We start from the raw sequence: 12,797 nt of genomic DNA, 5'->3' as shown, positions 1-12,797 counted from the left end.
TTGCAGCTATTGGTGTTGGGGGACGCGGACCACGAGGCCGTCGAGGGCTTCGTCGAGCCTGATCTGGCAGCCGAGACGGCTGTTCGGGCGGACATCGCAGGCGAAGGCCAGCATGCCGCTTTCGAGTTCTTCCATCGGCGGCAGCCGGTCGTACCAGCCGTCCTCGACATAGACGTGGCAGGTGGCGCAGGCGCAGGCGCCGCCGCAGTCGCCGTCGATGCCGGGGATGTCGAAGCGGTGAGCAGCGTCCATCACGGAAACGCCGGCCCGGGCGTCGACCTCGCGGCGCGCGCCGGTATTTTCGATGTAGGTAAGCTTGACCATGGTCTCCTTCCTGTCGACGCCGCTGGCGGGCGCATTTGGGAAACCCTAAAAAATGACGCTGGCGTCATCTTTAATCTGGATCAAGCCCCCGCTTCGCCGCCTTCCGTGGCGTCACGGCTTGACGCCGATGACGCCCGGGCCTTGAACCGTCGCGGAAAGAGAACAGAGGAAGCCAGGACCATGAGCTACAAACCGTTCGATCTCAGCGGCAAGGTCGCGCTGGTCACCGGCGGCAACGGCGGCATCGGGCTCGGCATGGCCGAGGGCCTGGCCCAGGCCGGCGCCAAGGTGGTGGTCTGGGGCCTGAACCCGGATAAGAACGCCGCCGCCGAGGCGAAGCTGAAGGCCTATGGCGGCGACGTGCTGGTACAGCGTGTCGACGTGGCGGACGAGGCGGCGGTGGTCGACGGCGTGGCCGAAGCCTTGAAGCGGATGGGCCGGCTGGATTTCGTCGCCGCCAACGCGGGAGTGGGCGGCGGCGGCCCGTTTGAAGACATGACCACGGAAAATTGGCGGCGCGTGACCACCGTCAATCTGGACGCGGTGTTCTGGACCTTCCGCGAGGCGGTCAAGTCCATGATCGCCCGCGCCCAGGCGGGCGATCCCGGCGGCTCCCTGGTCGTCACGTCGTCGACCTCGGCCATCCATGGCGCCCCGCGCAACGAGGCCTACGCCGCGACCAAGGGCGGGGTGATCGCCATGATCCGAGGCCTGGCGGTGGAGTACGCGCGCTATGAGATCCGCGCCAACGCCATCCTGCCGGGCTGGATCCGCTCGGACATGACCGCGGGCCTGCAGGCCTGGGACAAGTTCAACGAAAAGGCCATCGGACGGGTGCCCATGCGCCGCTGGGGCGAGCCGGAGGATTTCGCCGGCATCGCGGTCTATCTGGCCTCGGACACCGCCCGCTTCCACACCGGCGACAGCTTCGTGATCGACGGCGGTTATACGATCTTCTGACCCTGCCGTTGGGTCACGGTTGATCCGGGCCGACCCAGGGGCGATCGTTCCCCGCAAGGGAGAAACGACATGGCCAAGGTGGTTCGGATCGGCGGGGCCGGCGGGTTTCTGGGCGACAGTTCGACCGCCGCGCCCCAGCTGCTGCGCGGCGGGCGGCTGGACTACATGATCCTGGACTATCTGGCCGAGGCGACCATGTCCGCGCTGGGCCAATTGAAGCGCGCGCGGCCGGACCAGGGCTACGCCCGCGACTTCACCGAGTGGGTGTGGAAGGACAATCTGAGGGAATTCAAGGCCCAAGGGGTCAAGGTGGTCACCAACGCCGGTGGGGTGAACCCCAGGGCCTGCCGCGAGCGCATGGAAGAGATCGCCGCCGAAGCAGGCCTGTCATTCAAGATCGCGGTGATCGAGGGCGACGATCTGATGGAGCGCCTGCCGGCCCTGGCCGGCGCGGGCTACACGGAAATGTTCAGCGGCGCCTCGTTTCCCGATCCGGCGCGGGTGTTCACCGCCAACGCCTATTTCGGCGGTGGGCCGATCGCCGCCGCCCTGGCCGCCGGCGCCGAGGTGGTGATCACCGGGCGGGTGGTCGACAGCGCCCTGACGCTCGGCCCCCTTATGCACGAGTTCGGCTGGACGGCGGACGAGCATGATCGCCTGTCGGCCGGCTCCTTGGCCGGCCATGTCATCGAGTGCGGCGCCCAGGCCACCGGCGGCCTGTTCACCGACTGGGAGGAGGTCGAGGACTGGGCCCATATCGGCTATCCGGTCGTGGAGTGCCACTCGAACGGCGACTTCGTGGTGATGAAGCCCGAAGGCACGGGCGGCCTGGTCAGCCCGGCAGCGGTGGCCGAGCAGATCCTGTACGAGGTCGGCGATCCTCAGGCCTACGCCCTGCCCGACGTGGTCTGCGACTTCTCGCAGGTGAAGGTGGAGACGGCCGGGCCGCAGCGAGTGCGGGTGACCGGCGCCAAGGGCTATCCGCCCAGCGGCAAGCTGAAGGTCTGCATCACCCATGAGGACGGCTGGCGCTTCATCGGGACCATGCCGGTGGTCGGGCGCGACGCGGCGCGAAAGGCCCAGCGCCAGGCCGAAGCGGTGCTGATCCGGGTGGACGAAATGCTGCGCGACCGCAATCTGCCGCCGTTGCGGGACCACCGGATCGAGCTTCTGGGCACAGAGTCCAGCTACGGCGCCCAGGCCCGGGCCGAGGCGGGCGCGAGCCGCGAGGTGATCTGTCGGCTGGGCGCCGAGCACGACAGCGCCGAAGCGCTGGGAATCATGGCGCGGGAGTTCGACTCTCCGACCACCTCGATGAGCGTCGGTTCGACCGGCTGGTTCGGCGGGCGGCCGACCATTTCTCCGGTGGCGCGGGTGTTCTCCGGACTTCTGCCGGGCGAAGAGGCGCCGGCGCAGGTTTCGATCGGCGCGGACGAGTTCGCGGTCGCATCACCCGCTCCGGTCGAACCCTTCACACAGGCCATGATCGATCGCCCGCCTTCACCGCAGGAGCCGACGCCCGAGGCGGACACGATCAAGGTCCCGCTGATCGAGCTCGCCTGGGCGCGGTCGGGCGACAAGGGCGACGCCTTCAATATCGGGGTGATCGCCCGGCGGCCGGAGCTTTTGCCATGGATCCGGCGTGGCCTGACGGAAACTGCGGTGCTGGCCTTCTTCGCCCATGAGTTCGAAGGGGCGGAAAGTCCAAAGGTGATCCGCTACGACCTGCCGGGGATGAGCGCGATCAACCTGCACTGCCTGCAGGCTCTCGGCGGCGGCCAGTTCGCCAGCCTGAGGCTGGACCCCTTGGCCAAGGGCAAGGCTCAGCAGCTGCTGGACATGCCGATCGAGGTTCCGCGGCGACTGACGCTGCAATAGCCTGTTTTCAGGCCTCTAGCTGGGCCGCCTCACCGTCGACGGCGTCCTCGGCCGCCGGCGGGGGCGGCTTGGGCAGCTTGTCGTGCACCTTCTTCAGGCCGAGGAAGATCTGCGCCCGCGCCGCGGCCGGCAGGGCGCCTTCGTCGTTGCGCAGCAGCACCAGGGCGTCGAGGTGCACGTCCACCGAGGGCCAGTCCCAGCGGTCCAGCCCCATGCAGCGGTCCACCAGTTCGCACATGTGGAATGCGGCGCGATCGATTTCCAGCTCGGCGACCGGCGCCGAAACATCGATGATCCGCGCCGCCAGGCTGTACAGATCGGCGAAATCCTCGTCGCCCCTGCGGTTGGCCTTGCCGTAGGTCTGGATCATCTCGGCGATGATGCCGTCGATCATCGCCAGGCTGGGCTCGCGCAGGTCTTCGAGGTTCTGGTCCGCCGCGGCCAGGTGTTCCATGACCCGGGCGCCGCCGGCCTCGGCGATCTTCTTGCGCAGCCTGTTGGGCACCTTGAAGAAGCGTGGCTCGCTCATAGGTTCACCTTCATCGGCTTGAGCAAGCCGTCGATCTGGTCCTGGGACAGGTTGGGGGTGGAGGCGGCGCCGAGTTCCAGCGGCAGATCGTCCTTGCGCCGACCCGCCATGCCGACCGGCGGGCCCTCGCGCTTGAAGCGCCGGTCGGGGCCGACATAGGTGTCGGTCTCGACGAACATGCGATCTTCCTTGGCGACCCAGAAGATGCGGTCCAGCAGGACCTTGGGCGTGATCGGCTTGGCGACGACGAAGTTCGCCCCGCAGTCGCGCGCCTTCATGACCTGGGATTCACGTGTGTGCCCGGTCACCAGAAGGATCGGAATATGGGCGTTGGGCTGGTTGGGCAGCCGGCGCACCGTCTGAATGAACTCATAGCCGTCCATGCCCGGCATATTGGCGTCGGTCATGATGAAGTCGAAGGCCTGGCGCGCGATGACCTTCAGCGCCTCGTCCGCCGTCTCGCACTTGACCATCGAGCCGACGCCGAACCCGGACAGGACCTGGCTCATGATATCCAGGGACTGCTGGTTATCGTCGAGGATCAGCACACTCACCTTGGCGAGGTTGATGCGCGTGGTCGGTGATGGGTTGGTGACCGTCACCATTGCGGAGCGCCTAAAACATCTCCATGTCGCCAGCCGGCGCGCGAATGTGGTCTGGCAGGTTGCGCGCGCCGCCATCCAGGCGGTCGGCCACCTCGGCCAGGCTGATGCCCTCGGTGATCTTGCCGGCGGGCACCGCCCAGTCGGGCATGGCTTCGCCGGCCAGGCTGTGCAGAGCGGTGGCGATGGCGCGCAGCTGCTGGCTCAGCCGGTCCAGGTCCTGGGCCCGGGCGATCAGGTCCGGCGTCGGCTCCTTGGCGGTGAAGAAGCCGGCCGAGATGGCCTGGCAGTCGTCGCAGAATTCGGCGGCCCGGGCCGCCTCGGCGCCCAGGCGGCTGGCGAGCTCCCTCACCGGCAGGTCGGCCATGCTGACGTCTTGTATTTCTTTGGGCTTCAGGCTCATGGCTTGGCTTACCACAACTCCACGGCGCCGGTGTCGGCGGGAGCGGGAGGCGCCCGGCGCACCAGTCTGGTTTCCTGTTCGGCGACCGAACGGTCTTCGACCATGCGCTGGCGAACCCGGCCGCTGATGGGCCAAAACTCGACCCGGCGGGCGCTGCGCCCCCTGAGGCTGCCCCCCGAGACCGGAATGCCTTCGTCGCGCATGAACTGCTCGGCGAAGCGCGCATTGCTGTCGCCGATATCCTGCAGGGTGTCGAACAGCTTGGCCCCGCCGAACAGCTTGACCTCGAGCCGGTCGCGGCGAGCGCCCCGCTTCAGCAGGTCGTTGATCAGGAGCTCCATGGCGTAGGCGCCATAGCGGACCTGGTCCGCGCCGGCCGCCCCATTCTGCGGATTGGCCAGCAGGAAGTGGTTCATGCCGCCGACCCGGGCCACCGGATCGCGCATGCAGGCCGCGACGCAGGAGCCGAGCACGGTGGTGAGCACCACATTGGGGTCGTCGACGACGCGATACTCTCCCTGGATGACCGCAATCTTCCGGGCGTTCGGGTAATCGTCTTCAGGGGGCGCCGCGCGAAGCTGCGGTGAGGTCATGTGAGCGCCCCGAACACTTCCTCGATCTTCTCCCTCAGGGTGACGACCGTAAATGGTTTGACCAGGTAGTTGTTGACGCCGAACTGGGCGGCGCGCTCGACGAGGTCCTTGTCCGCCCGGCCGGTAAGCATAATGAAGGCCGTATTGCGCAGCGGCGGGTGCGCGCGGACCGCGCGCAGGAGGCCCAGGCCGTCCAGCTTGGGCATGTTGTAGTCCGAGATCACCAGGTGAGCCGGCTTGGTGATCAGGGCGCGCAGGGCGTCCTCGCCATCGGCGGCCTCGCGGATATCGTTGACCCCGATGTGCTGCAGGCCATTGCGGACCAGCGAGCGGATGGTGAGCTGATCGTCGACGACCAGGATCTGGAGAGCGGATGCGGCGGGCATGGCGATCTCAATGCAGGTTCGAGCACTGGTCGAGGATCGCCTCGCCCAACGCCGGGAGTGGAAGTTGACGCTCGACAGCGCCGAGTTCGAAGGCGGCGCGCGGCATGCCATAGACAACGCAAGTGGCCTCGTCCTGGCCCAGGGTCTTGGCGCCGGCCTTGCGCATGGCCAGAAGGCCTTGCGCCCCGTCGCGGCCCATGCCGGTCAGGATCACGCCCAGCGAAGCGGCGCCGGTGGCGTCGGCGACCGACTTGAACAGCACGTCCACCGAGGGACGGTGGCCGCTGACCGGGTCGCCTTCGCGCAGGCGGCAGCGCAGATGGCCGCCGGAGCGCACCACCTCCAGGTGGGTCGAGCCGCCGGGCGCCAGATAGATTCGGCCAGGATCCAGCGGCGCGCCGTCATAGGCCTCTTCCACCGTGGCCCCGCAGGCGCGGTCGAGGCGCGCGGCGAAGCTCTTGGTGAAGGTCGCCGGCATGTGCTGGGTCAGAACGGTGGGCGGGCAGTTTTCCGGGAACCGGCTGATGATCTGCAGCAGGGCCTCGACCCCGCCGGTAGAAGAGCCGATCGCGACCAGGCTGCCATTGGCGCGATAGCCCGCACGGCGCGGCGCGGGCGCATGGTTGGTAGTGCGCGGGCGGACGGAGGACCGGGCGGCCGATTTGACCCTGAGGGTCATCTCAGCGAACACCTCGCTGCTGCTGGCCAGGTTGGCCGGCTTGGCGATGCAGTCCACGGCGCCCAGCTCCAGGGCCTGCAAGGTGGCCTCGGCGCCGGCCAGGGTCAGGGTCGAGACCATGACCACCGGCATCGGCCGAAGGCGCATGATCTTTTCCAGAAAATCGAGGCCGTTCATGTTCGGCATCTCGATGTCCAGGGTGATGACATCGGGATTGAGGGCCTTGATGGCCTCGCGGGCCTCGAGCGGATCGCCGGCGGTGCCCACCACCTCGATCTCGGGATCACGACGCAGGGCGGCCGTGATCAGGCCGCGCATTGTGGCGCTGTCGTCAACGACTAGAACGCGAACTTTGGACATGGGTCTTCTAACCCCTCACATGTCTATAGGTGGTCAGGCCGTCGGTCTCGAAGCCGGGCACGCCAACCCGCTCCGAGTGACCGACGTAAAGGCGCCCGCCCGGTGTAAGCAGCCCATGGAAGCGGCGGAAAATCCGCTCCTGGGTGGGTTCGTCGAAGTAGATCACCACGTTGCGGCAGAAGATCGCCTGGAACTGGCCCTTCATCGGCCAGTCTCCCATTAGGTTCAGCGGCTTGAAAGCGACCAGGGCGCGCGCCGCCTCCCCCATCCGCCAGTTGCGCGGTTCGTCGGGATCGCGCTCCATCCACTTGGAGCGGACGCTCGTGGGGATGGCGTCGACCAGCTCCTCGGCATAGGACGCAGCCAAGCCCTTGGCGATGACATTGGTGTCGATGTCGGTCGCCAGGATCTTGACGTCGTAGTTCGGCGCGTCCGGCAGCGCCGAGAGGATGGTCAGGGCCATGGAGTACGGCTCCTGCCCGCTGGAACAGCCCGCGGACCATATCCGAAGCCGGGCGCCGCGGCGCACGCCGTCGATCGCTGGCTGGATCACGTTTTGCAACAGGTGGTCGAAGTGGTGCGGCTCGCGGAAGAAACGCGTGACGTTGGTGGTCAGCGCCCGGAGCATGTCCTGGCGCTCCTCGTGGCCGTTTGGCCCTTCGACCAGCTTGCAGTAGTCGCGGAAGCTGGATAGCCCCAGAAGGCGCAGGCGCTTGGCCAGGCGCGAATAGACCAGCGCCGTCTTCGAGTCCGACAGGGTGATGCCCGCGGTGTCGTAGAGCAGCGCGGCGATGCGCCGGAAGTCGTCCGCGGTGAACGGGTATTCCCCGTCGACCACGCTCTCCTGGCGGCTTGCAGCCGATGTTGGACGGACGGCGAGGCTCATGCGGCGAGCTGTTCCAGTTCGGGCAGCAGGCGATCGAGCGCGATCAGGCTGATCATGCGGTTGTCGATCGAGATCAGGCCGCGGACGAAGCTGCGAACCCGGTCGCAGGCCACGTCGGGCGCCACCTGCAGCATGTCGTCGGTGATCATCAGGATGTCGGACACGGCGTCGACCAAGAGGCCGATCATGCGCTCGCCGACCTTGACCACGATGATGACGCTGCGGGCCGAGGTTTCAGCGGTGGCGAAGCCCAGGCGGGCGGCCAGATCCATGATCGGCAGCACCGCGCCGCGCAGGTTGATCACCCCGCAGATGAAGGGCGGCGACTGCGGCAGGGGCGTGGCCGGCGTCCAGCCGCGGATCTCGCGGACGGCCATGATGTCGACGCAGAACTCCTGCTCCCCGATGCGGAAGGAGATCAGTTCGCGGCGATTTTGCAGGTTCACGTTCGGTTCGGTCATGGGACTATTCCGCTGCGATTAGCGTCGGTTCGGAGGAGCGGGCGGTTTCGCGTTTGCGCATGGCCACCAGGGCGTCGACGTCCACGATCAGGGCCACGCGGCCGTCGCCGAGGATGGTGGCGGCGGCGATGCCCTCGACCTGGCGGTAGTTGGACTCCAGGCTCTTGATCACCACCTGGCGCTGGCCCTGGATGGCGTCGGCGACGAGGGCCGCTCGGCCGCCATCCTCGACCTCGATCAGCAGGACAACGCCTTCGGTGGGCGCGCGCTTTTCAGCGCGATAGCCGAGCGCATTGCCGATATCGACCAGGGGCACAAAGGTGTCGCGGACCGACAGAACCGCGCCCTGCGGGCCGAGACCCTTCACCTCTTCCGGCTTGGGCCTTAGGCTTTCCACGATCGCGGTCAGCGGGATCACCAGGGTCTGGCCGGCCACGTCGACCACCATGCCGTCTAGCACGGCCAGGGTCAGGGGCAGGCTCATGGTGAAGGTCGAGCCCTCGCCCGGGCGCGAGCTGATCGAGATGCGGCCGCCCAGCGCCTGAACGCTCCGGCGCACCACATCCATGCCGACGCCGCGACCGGAGATGTCTGACACGGTGCTGGCGGTGGAGAAGCCCGGCAGGAAGATCAGGTTGTCGATCTCCTCGTCGGTCAGCACCGCCTCAGGCGAAATCAGGCCCTTTTCGATGGCGATCGAGTGCACGCGCTTGCGGTTGATGCCCTTGCCGTCGTCCGAGACCTCGATGACGATCCGGCCGCCGCGGTGCAGGGCCACCAATTTGACCGTGCCTTCGAGCGGCTTGCCGGCGGCCTTGCGTTCCTCAGGCGTCTCGAGCCCGTGGTCGATGGCGTTGCGAAGCATGTGGGTGATCGGCTCGCCGAGGCGTTCGATCACGGTCTTGTCGACCTCGGTGGACTCGCCCTCGGTGACCAGGCGGACCTGCTTGCCGGTCATGTTGGCGACTTCGCGCACCAGGCGCGGCATGCGCTGGAATACGGACTTCACCGACTGGGCGCGGATGGCCATGACCCCGTCCTGGATCTGGCGGGTCAGCTGCTCGAGCTCATCGAGGCCGAGGGCCACGCCGGAAGAGGAGGCTAGGCCGGACTCGATCACGCGCTGGGCCAACATGGCCTGGTTGATGACCAGTTCGCCGACGAGGTCGATCAGGCGGTCGATGCGTTCGGGATCGACACGGATGGTGGCCTGAGCCTCAGGCGCGGCCTTCGTGGGCTGCTGCTGGGCCGGGGCCTTGATGGCGTTGGCGAGCGTGCCTGTGAATTCCGGGACCGGAGCGGGCGCAGGCTCAGACGCAGGCGGCGCTGCGGCTTCGATGATCGGCGCAGCCGCTTGCGGGGCCGCCAGGGGCTCGACCGCGTCGGCGGCGGCCAGCAGGGCGGCGAGGTCGAAGGCGGGAGCAGCCACGCCACCAGAGATCTCGACATCGCAGTCGCCATCGACGAACTCGAAGACGTCACGGATGGTGTTCTCTTCGACCGGCGCATCCAGCGTCACGGTGAAGGCGAGATAGGCGCCCTCGGGCTCCATCTCTTCCAGGGCCGGCAGGCCGCTGTCGTCGATCTCGACGGTGATCGGGCCCAGTCGCTCCAACTCGCGCAGCAGCAGCAGCGGATCGTTGGCGTTGCGATAGAGTTCGGCCTTGGGACGGAAGGTCACCTTCCAGGGTTCCGCCGGCGCCGCCGGTGCGGGCTCGTCGAAGGTGGGAAGGCTGATGGTCATCGGCTTGAAGCCGGCGCCGATATCGTCATCGCCTCCCACCGCGGGAGCCGGCGCGGGGGTAAAGGCGATGGGAGTCGGGGCCGGCGCGGCCGGCGCAGCGCCGGCGGCGGCCTGGCCATCGAAGGACAGGGCTTCGAGTATGCGCGCCATCTCGGCGGAGCGCTCTTCATCGGCGACGAAGCCGCCCTTGGCCGCCTGGACATGGTCGGCCAGGATGTCGGCGGCGCGCAGCAGTTCGCGCACCAGCACCGCGGTCGCCTGCACCTTGCCACTGCGGATGTCGTCCATCAGCGTCTCGAAGACGTGCGCGAACCGCACCAGCGGGTCGAGGCCGAACGCCCCTGCGCCGCCCTTGACCGAATGGACGGCGCGGAACACGGCGTTGATGGTCTCGCCATCCGCCGAGCCGGACTCCATGGCCGACAGGCCATTCTCCAGGTCTGCGAGCAGTTCCTCGCATTCCATGAAGAAGGTGGCTTTGATTTCTTCGAGTTCGTCCATGACGATCAGCGTCCAGGCAAGCTTGAGTTAGGCGGCGACGCGTCGGATGGCTTCGACCAGCTTTTCAGGATGGAAAGGCTTCACGATCCAGCCGGTGGCGCCGGCCTGGCGGGCGCGGCTCTTCTTTTCCGGATCGCTTTCCGTGGTCAGGACCAGGATCGGCGTGGCGCGATGGCGGTCGTCGTCGCGAACCGCCTCGATGAAGCCAAAGCCGTCGAGGTTGGGCATGTTGATGTCGGTGATGATGACGTCGGGCTCGACGCCGCCAAGGACTTCAAGGCCGTGAAGACCGTCGACGGCCTCCACCACGTCAAAGCCTGCTTTGACCAGGGCCAGGCGCAGCATGTCGCGCATGGTCCGCGAGTCATCGACGGTCAGGATGGTGCGGCTCACAGGGAGACTCCCTCGGGTTGATACTGAAAGGCGGACTCGCCGCCGAAAATCCGAAGCGCGTCCAGGAACGCTTCGGAGCGCGGGCCAATCCGCATGGACACGCCGTCGGTCCGCCAGGCGGCGGCGGCGGCCAGGAGCACTTGCAGGCAAAGGCCGCCCATACGCTGCACATCGGCGGCGTCGATCTCGAGCGGATGGCCCCGGCGCTCCATCAGAGCGGCCTTGAGGGGCGCAGCGGCCTTCAGGTCCAGAACCGGCGCGAGCTGAAAGCTCTCGACGGCGTCAACGGCTTCCGACATGGATCAGAACTCCTCCCATTCGCCGGCGGCCGGCTCGGGCTTACGGACGGCGGAAGCGCCGCGGCCGCCCACGTGCTTCATCGCCGCGGCGGTCGGCGCAGAGCGGGCGGCCGGACGGGCCGAGGGCGCGCCGGAGCCGATGCGGAAGGCGCTGACCAGGCGGATCAGGTCGGCGGCTTCGTTGCGCAGAGTGTGGGTGGCGGCGGTGGACTCTTCGACCATGGCCGCGTTCTGCTGGGTCACCTGGTCCATCTGGTTGACCGCGGTGTTGACCTGGGAGAGGCCGACGGCCTGCTCCTGGGCCGAGGCGGCGATCTCGGAGACCAGGCTGTCGATCTCGGCGACCTTGGTGACGATCCGGTTGAGCGCGTCGCCGGTCTGGCCGACCAGCTCGACGCCCGAGCCCACCTGGGCCGAGCTGGCCGAGATCAGGGTCTTGATCTGCTTGGCGGCCTCGGCCGAGCGCTGGGCCAGGGCCCGCACTTCCTGGGCGACAACGGCGAAGCCGCGGCCCGCCTCGCCCGCCCGCGCCGCTTCGACGCCGGCGTTCAGGGCCAGAAGGTTGGTCTGGAAGGCGATCTCGTCGATCACCCCGATGATCTGGCTGATCTGGTGGGAGGACTTTTCGATTTCGCCCATGGCGGCGACGGCCTGGCGGACCACTTCGCCGCTGTGCTCGGCCTCGCCCTTGGCTTCGTCGACCACGTCGCTAGCCTGGCGGGCGCCTTCGGCCGACTTCTTGACCGTGGCGGTCAGCTGGTCGAGGGCGGCGGCGGTCTGTTCGAGGCTGGCGGCCTGCTGTTCGGTGCGGCGGGACAGATCGTCGGAAGCGTGCGCGATCTCGTCGGCGCCGTTGCGGATGCCGTCGGTATTGGCGATCACCGCCGACATCGCTTCGCGCAAGGCGGCGACGGCTGTGTTGAAGTCGCTCTTCAGCGATTGGTATTCCTTGGCGAACTGGCCGTTCAGCTCGGCGGTGAGGTCGCCTTCCGAAAGGCTGCCCAGCGCCTGCCCCAGAGCGACGATCACCCGCTCCTGCTCAGCGGCGGCCAGCGCGACGGCCTCGAATTCGTTGTGGCCGCCCATGCCGCCAACCGAGCGATGGCCGGCCAGGCACAGGTCGATGTCGAGCAGGGCCGCCTTGACCAGGGCGGTAACCGATTCGGCGACCTCGCCGGCGGCTTCGCTCTTGCCGCCCATGAAGCCCTTGGGCCAGCGGCCGACGATGGCGGCGCGGATCAGGGGTTCGAGCAGGCTGGCATAGGCGCCGATGACATAGGACGGGTCGATGTCGCCGCGGCCGAGAGCCTCGCCGACGCTGCGGGCGTCGCGGGCGAAGCCTTCGTCGACCTGGCCGGAAACCAGGGCGTCGAGGTGCGCCGACTGACGGCTCTTGGCCGCGCTGTCGCGATAGGCCGAGCGGGTTTCGGAGAACGACTGGAACTGGCTGAAATACCCTTCGATCGCGCCCGGCAGGTCCTTGCGCACCACCGGCCCGAGGCCCCGAAGCGCGGAGCGGCTCTTCTCATCGAGCTTGATGAAGCTCAGGCGCGCTCCAAGACTAATTTCCGACGTCACGTCGTTCCCCCAGCCAGCTGACCCATTAGGCACGGTCCGATCCTGCGTTTTCGAAGTTAAGGCTTGGTAAGCGGTATCGTTAACGCAGGGCCGATTTCGGTTATGCTTACTGTTGTTGCGCGATGTGTTCGGCGCGCGGCTCCGTCCAGGAGAACCGCAAGCGCGGCCCGACCGCCGAAGCGACCGGGAGGCTCACCGTCCCCTCCGTGAATGGAGTCGCT

Annotated in this window: 15 protein-coding genes; 2 read left to right on the top strand and 13 right to left on the bottom strand. The window is 67.7% G+C overall.

Annotated elements, in window-relative coordinates:
- Nucleotides 1–6 precede the first annotated feature (6 nt).
- Nucleotides 7–324, bottom strand: a complete 318-nt coding sequence (locus KCG34_RS23740; protein ID WP_211938061.1) for a 2Fe-2S iron-sulfur cluster-binding protein — start codon at nucleotides 322–324, stop codon at nucleotides 7–9.
- A 180-nt stretch (nucleotides 325–504) separates the two neighbouring features.
- Between KCG34_RS23740 and KCG34_RS23735 the strand changes: the two genes are divergently transcribed.
- Nucleotides 505–1,284 (top strand): SDR family NAD(P)-dependent oxidoreductase, encoded by a 780-nt coding sequence (locus tag KCG34_RS23735; RefSeq protein WP_211938060.1) that lies wholly within the window; start codon nucleotides 505–507, stop codon nucleotides 1,282–1,284.
- Between the two features lie 69 nt (nucleotides 1,285–1,353).
- Nucleotides 1,354–3,162, top strand: a complete 1,809-nt coding sequence (locus KCG34_RS23730; RefSeq protein WP_211938059.1) for an acyclic terpene utilization AtuA family protein — start codon at nucleotides 1,354–1,356, stop codon at nucleotides 3,160–3,162.
- 7 nt (nucleotides 3,163–3,169) lie between these two features.
- Here KCG34_RS23730 and KCG34_RS23725 read toward each other — a convergent pair whose 3' ends face one another.
- From KCG34_RS23725 to KCG34_RS23670, 12 genes are read right to left on the bottom strand one after another with little or no spacing between them, the layout of a single operon-like run.
- Nucleotides 3,170–3,691 (bottom strand): chemotaxis protein CheE, encoded by a 522-nt coding sequence (locus KCG34_RS23725; RefSeq protein ID WP_211938058.1) that lies wholly within the window; start codon nucleotides 3,689–3,691, stop codon nucleotides 3,170–3,172.
- The gene (locus tag KCG34_RS23720; protein WP_211938057.1) at nucleotides 3,688–4,296 is read right to left on the bottom strand and encodes a response regulator; all 609 of its coding nucleotides are present in this window, start codon (nucleotides 4,294–4,296) and stop codon (nucleotides 3,688–3,690) included. The genes KCG34_RS23725 and KCG34_RS23720 overlap by 4 nt, the downstream gene beginning before the upstream one ends.
- 10 nt (nucleotides 4,297–4,306) lie before the next feature.
- Nucleotides 4,307–4,696, bottom strand: coding sequence for a DUF8776 family protein (locus KCG34_RS23715; RefSeq protein ID WP_211938056.1), 390 nt, complete (start codon nucleotides 4,694–4,696; stop codon nucleotides 4,307–4,309).
- Nucleotides 4,697–4,704: 8 nt separating this feature from the next.
- Nucleotides 4,705–5,289: a chemotaxis protein CheD gene (locus KCG34_RS23710; protein WP_211938055.1), complete on the bottom strand. Its 585-nt coding sequence runs from the start codon at nucleotides 5,287–5,289 to the stop codon at nucleotides 4,705–4,707.
- Nucleotides 5,286–5,675, bottom strand: coding sequence for a response regulator (locus tag KCG34_RS23705; RefSeq protein WP_211938054.1), 390 nt, complete (start codon nucleotides 5,673–5,675; stop codon nucleotides 5,286–5,288). The genes KCG34_RS23710 and KCG34_RS23705 overlap by 4 nt, the downstream gene beginning before the upstream one ends.
- Nucleotides 5,676–5,682: 7 nt before the next feature.
- Entirely contained in the window at nucleotides 5,683–6,714 is a 1,032-nt protein-coding gene (locus tag KCG34_RS23700; protein ID WP_211938053.1) for a protein-glutamate methylesterase/protein-glutamine glutaminase, read from the bottom strand.
- Nucleotides 6,715–6,721: 7 nt separating this feature from the next.
- A complete protein-coding gene (locus KCG34_RS23695) occupies nucleotides 6,722–7,600 on the bottom strand; it encodes a CheR family methyltransferase (RefSeq protein WP_211938052.1) in 879 nt (292 codons plus the stop codon).
- Complete coding sequence (locus KCG34_RS23690) at nucleotides 7,597–8,061, bottom strand: chemotaxis protein CheW (RefSeq protein WP_211938051.1); 465 nt, start codon at nucleotides 8,059–8,061, stop codon at nucleotides 7,597–7,599. Before KCG34_RS23690 ends, KCG34_RS23695 begins: the two co-directional genes overlap by 4 nt.
- Before the next feature lie 4 nt (nucleotides 8,062–8,065).
- Nucleotides 8,066–10,306, bottom strand: a complete 2,241-nt coding sequence (locus tag KCG34_RS23685) for a chemotaxis protein CheA (protein WP_211938050.1) — start codon at nucleotides 10,304–10,306, stop codon at nucleotides 8,066–8,068.
- 27 nt (nucleotides 10,307–10,333) lie between these two features.
- Complete coding sequence (locus KCG34_RS23680; RefSeq protein ID WP_211938049.1) at nucleotides 10,334–10,699, bottom strand: response regulator; 366 nt, start codon at nucleotides 10,697–10,699, stop codon at nucleotides 10,334–10,336.
- Complete coding sequence (locus tag KCG34_RS23675) at nucleotides 10,696–10,998, bottom strand: STAS domain-containing protein (RefSeq protein ID WP_211938048.1); 303 nt, start codon at nucleotides 10,996–10,998, stop codon at nucleotides 10,696–10,698. The genes KCG34_RS23680 and KCG34_RS23675 overlap by 4 nt, the downstream gene beginning before the upstream one ends.
- Before the next feature lie 3 nt (nucleotides 10,999–11,001).
- Nucleotides 11,002–12,576, bottom strand: coding sequence for a globin-coupled sensor protein (locus tag KCG34_RS23670; protein ID WP_211938047.1), 1,575 nt, complete (start codon nucleotides 12,574–12,576; stop codon nucleotides 11,002–11,004).
- Nucleotides 12,577–12,797: the final 221 nt, after the last annotated feature.

This window comes from Phenylobacterium montanum (assembly GCF_018135625.1).
Lineage (GTDB): Bacteria > Pseudomonadota > Alphaproteobacteria > Caulobacterales > Caulobacteraceae > Poindextera > Poindextera montana.
The sequence above is the reverse complement of the archived record's forward strand: the minus strand, read 5'-3'. Positions and strand labels throughout refer to the sequence as shown.

Coding starts and splice junctions, on each gene's coding strand:
- KCG34_RS23740 (WP_211938061.1), bottom strand. CDS start 324: ATGGTCAAGCTTACCTACATCGAAAATACCGGCGCGCGCCGCGAGGTC.
- KCG34_RS23735 (WP_211938060.1), top strand. CDS start 505: ATGAGCTACAAACCGTTCGATCTCAGCGGCAAGGTCGCGCTGGTCACC.
- KCG34_RS23730 (WP_211938059.1), top strand. CDS start 1,354: ATGGCCAAGGTGGTTCGGATCGGCGGGGCCGGCGGGTTTCTGGGCGAC.
- KCG34_RS23725 (WP_211938058.1), bottom strand. CDS start 3,691: ATGAGCGAGCCACGCTTCTTCAAGGTGCCCAACAGGCTGCGCAAGAAG.
- KCG34_RS23720 (WP_211938057.1), bottom strand. CDS start 4,296: ATGGTGACGGTCACCAACCCATCACCGACCACGCGCATCAACCTCGCC.
- KCG34_RS23715 (WP_211938056.1), bottom strand. CDS start 4,696: ATGAGCCTGAAGCCCAAAGAAATACAAGACGTCAGCATGGCCGACCTG.
- KCG34_RS23710 (WP_211938055.1), bottom strand. CDS start 5,289: ATGACCTCACCGCAGCTTCGCGCGGCGCCCCCTGAAGACGATTACCCG.
- KCG34_RS23705 (WP_211938054.1), bottom strand. CDS start 5,675: ATGCCCGCCGCATCCGCTCTCCAGATCCTGGTCGTCGACGATCAGCTC.
- KCG34_RS23700 (WP_211938053.1), bottom strand. CDS start 6,714: ATGTCCAAAGTTCGCGTTCTAGTCGTTGACGACAGCGCCACAATGCGC.
- KCG34_RS23695 (WP_211938052.1), bottom strand. CDS start 7,600: ATGAGCCTCGCCGTCCGTCCAACATCGGCTGCAAGCCGCCAGGAGAGC.
- KCG34_RS23690 (WP_211938051.1), bottom strand. CDS start 8,061: ATGACCGAACCGAACGTGAACCTGCAAAATCGCCGCGAACTGATCTCC.
- KCG34_RS23685 (WP_211938050.1), bottom strand. CDS start 10,306: ATGGACGAACTCGAAGAAATCAAAGCCACCTTCTTCATGGAATGCGAG.
- KCG34_RS23675 (WP_211938048.1), bottom strand. CDS start 10,998: ATGTCGGAAGCCGTTGACGCCGTCGAGAGCTTTCAGCTCGCGCCGGTT.